Consider the following 1909-nt stretch of genomic DNA (forward strand, 5'->3'; position numbering starts at 1 on the left):
GGGAGATGTGCTCCTCGCCGACCAGCGGGTCGAGCCAGCGGTCCTTCTGCTTCTGGGACCCGTAGCGCAGCAGCACTTCGGCGTTGCCGGTGTCCGGTGCGTTGCAGTTGAACACATACGGGGCCAGGAACGACCACCCGGTCGCCTCAGCGATCGGGGCGTAGTCCACGTTCGTCAGGCCCGTACCGCCGCGAGTGCCGAACCGCTCCGCGTAGGGCCCCTCGTGCCCGGCGGGCAGAAACAGGTTCCACAGCCCCTGCTCCCGCGCCCGACGCCTCAGCTCGTGTACCTCTTCAGGCACCTGCCACGGGTCCGCCCCGCCGCCGGAGCGGCGGAGCTGGTGCTCGACGGGGGCGATCTCGTCCTGGATGAACGACTGCACGGCCTTGGTCAGCTCGGCGGCACGTGGTGAAGGGCTGAAGTCCATGGCCACCACGGTAGGGAGGACACGATGGCCCTACTTGATCCAGCACGACACGTTTTTGATCGAAGACGACAGGGTGACCACCGACCTGCTCGGCATACCCACCAGCCGGCTCCGGGAGGACCGCCTCCTCCACGAGGCCGAAGCCACCGGCGGGGACCCCCGCCGCATCCGCCGCAGCCTCCGTAACGCGGGGCCGCTGGCGCCGAGGCCAAGTCCCGACTGGGGAGACGGTTGAGGTTCTCCTCCCCGGTACCCTGGCGCTGCCGGGGAGGAGGCGTCCACCTTCCGGGACGGGACCCGTAGTCCTGGTCGGCGTGCAGACGGCGCCGCAGCAATGCCTTGCCCATGGCGTTGCGGGGTAGTGCTTCCACCACTTCCAGCACTTCCAGACGAGTCGGCCGGTACCACTCCGGCATCTGACGCCGCTCAGGTAGGCGCGTACGTCGTCCAGAGCCAACGGGGCCTTGGCGACCACCACTGCACAGGCCGACTCGTTCGCAGGGCCGTAGCCAACCAGCGCGGCGTCGACGATCTCCGGATGGGTGCGCAGGGCGTCCTCAACATCCGACACAGGGATCATGAGGACGCCACCAATGCGGTCGACGGCTCGGCCAATCAGCCGGATGCCGCCACTGCCGTCAGGGATGGCGAGGTCACCCGTGTCGTACCACAGCCGGGCCGGCTGGTGGTGTGTGTGGGGGAATCTCGCCATCGGAGCGCAGGTCGATCTCCAGGCCGGCATGCGGCCTGCCGACGCTGCGGACAGCCCAGTCGGGCGGATCGTCCACAGCCGAGGTACGTGTGCCGGCTGCGACCTCGGTCATTCCCATTGCGTCTCCAGGGTGAGCCCGAGCTTGTTCCTGACCTCGTCGGCGAGGTGGGCCGGCACTGTCGTGGCGCCGGTGACGATTCCCCTCATCCTGGGCAACTTATGCCCCGCGCGGTAGGCAGCATCGGCGATTGCCTGCACGAAGCTTGGCGGCCCGGCGAAGTAAACAGCACCGTGCTCGGCGAGCAGCGAGAACACCGCATCCGGGTCCCAGGTGTCAGCAAGGATGACCTCGGCTCCCAGGTACAAGGGCAGCAGGTTGCCGCGCTGCTGTGCAGTGCCGCCTTCGGCGTGCCGGACGTCCCCGAGGTGAGCAGAACGATCTGTACTCGATCCGGATCCTCCGTCGATTCCGGGGACAGAACCTCCCGTGGGGCTGTCTGCTCCGCGGCGGCTTGGGAGAGGTCGGGCTCTCCGTCTTCGATGCGCCGGCCGAGCACTAGATGATCAATTCCAAGGGGTGCCTGCGGAGGGTGTGGGGTGGGTGGCGGCCGAAGCCATCGCGAGACGGTCAGGCGGCGGGCTGCCGGTCCTGGTTGTCGAGGTGGCAGCGGGCGGTCAGGCGTCAGGGTCGATTTCGGGGTGCGTGAACCGCACGGGCTTGTCCAGCGACCGGGCGTAGGCGATTTCGGCTCGGGTGCTGTCTCCGATGT

At 68.4% G+C, this 1909-nt stretch carries 3 protein-coding genes; 1 reads left to right on the forward strand and 2 read right to left on the reverse strand.

Translation table 11 applies throughout. From position 1 onward, the window contains the following. Window positions 1-427 (reverse strand): acyl-CoA dehydrogenase family protein (locus KVT45_RS54845; RefSeq protein ID WP_217562589.1); only part of this gene is annotated, 427 nt, incomplete at its 3' end. A gap of 55 nt (window positions 428-482) precedes the next feature. On the opposite strand from KVT45_RS54845, the gene KVT45_RS54850 reads away from it, so the two are divergent. Further along, a complete protein-coding gene (locus KVT45_RS54850) occupies window positions 483-662 on the forward strand; it encodes a hypothetical protein (protein ID WP_217562591.1) in 180 nt (59 codons plus the stop codon). A 585-nt stretch (window positions 663-1247) separates the two neighbouring features. Here the strand turns inward: KVT45_RS54850 and KVT45_RS54855 are convergent. After that, the gene (locus tag KVT45_RS54855) at window positions 1248-1607 is read right to left on the reverse strand and encodes an AMP-binding protein (RefSeq protein WP_368857578.1); all 360 of its coding nucleotides are present in this window, start codon (window positions 1605-1607) and stop codon (window positions 1248-1250) included. Window positions 1608-1909: the final 302 nt, after the last annotated feature.

It is taken from the genome of Streptomyces sp. GbtcB6 (assembly GCF_019091475.1).
Taxonomy (GTDB): Bacteria; Actinomycetota; Actinomycetes; order Streptomycetales; family Streptomycetaceae; genus Streptomyces; species Streptomyces hyaluromycini.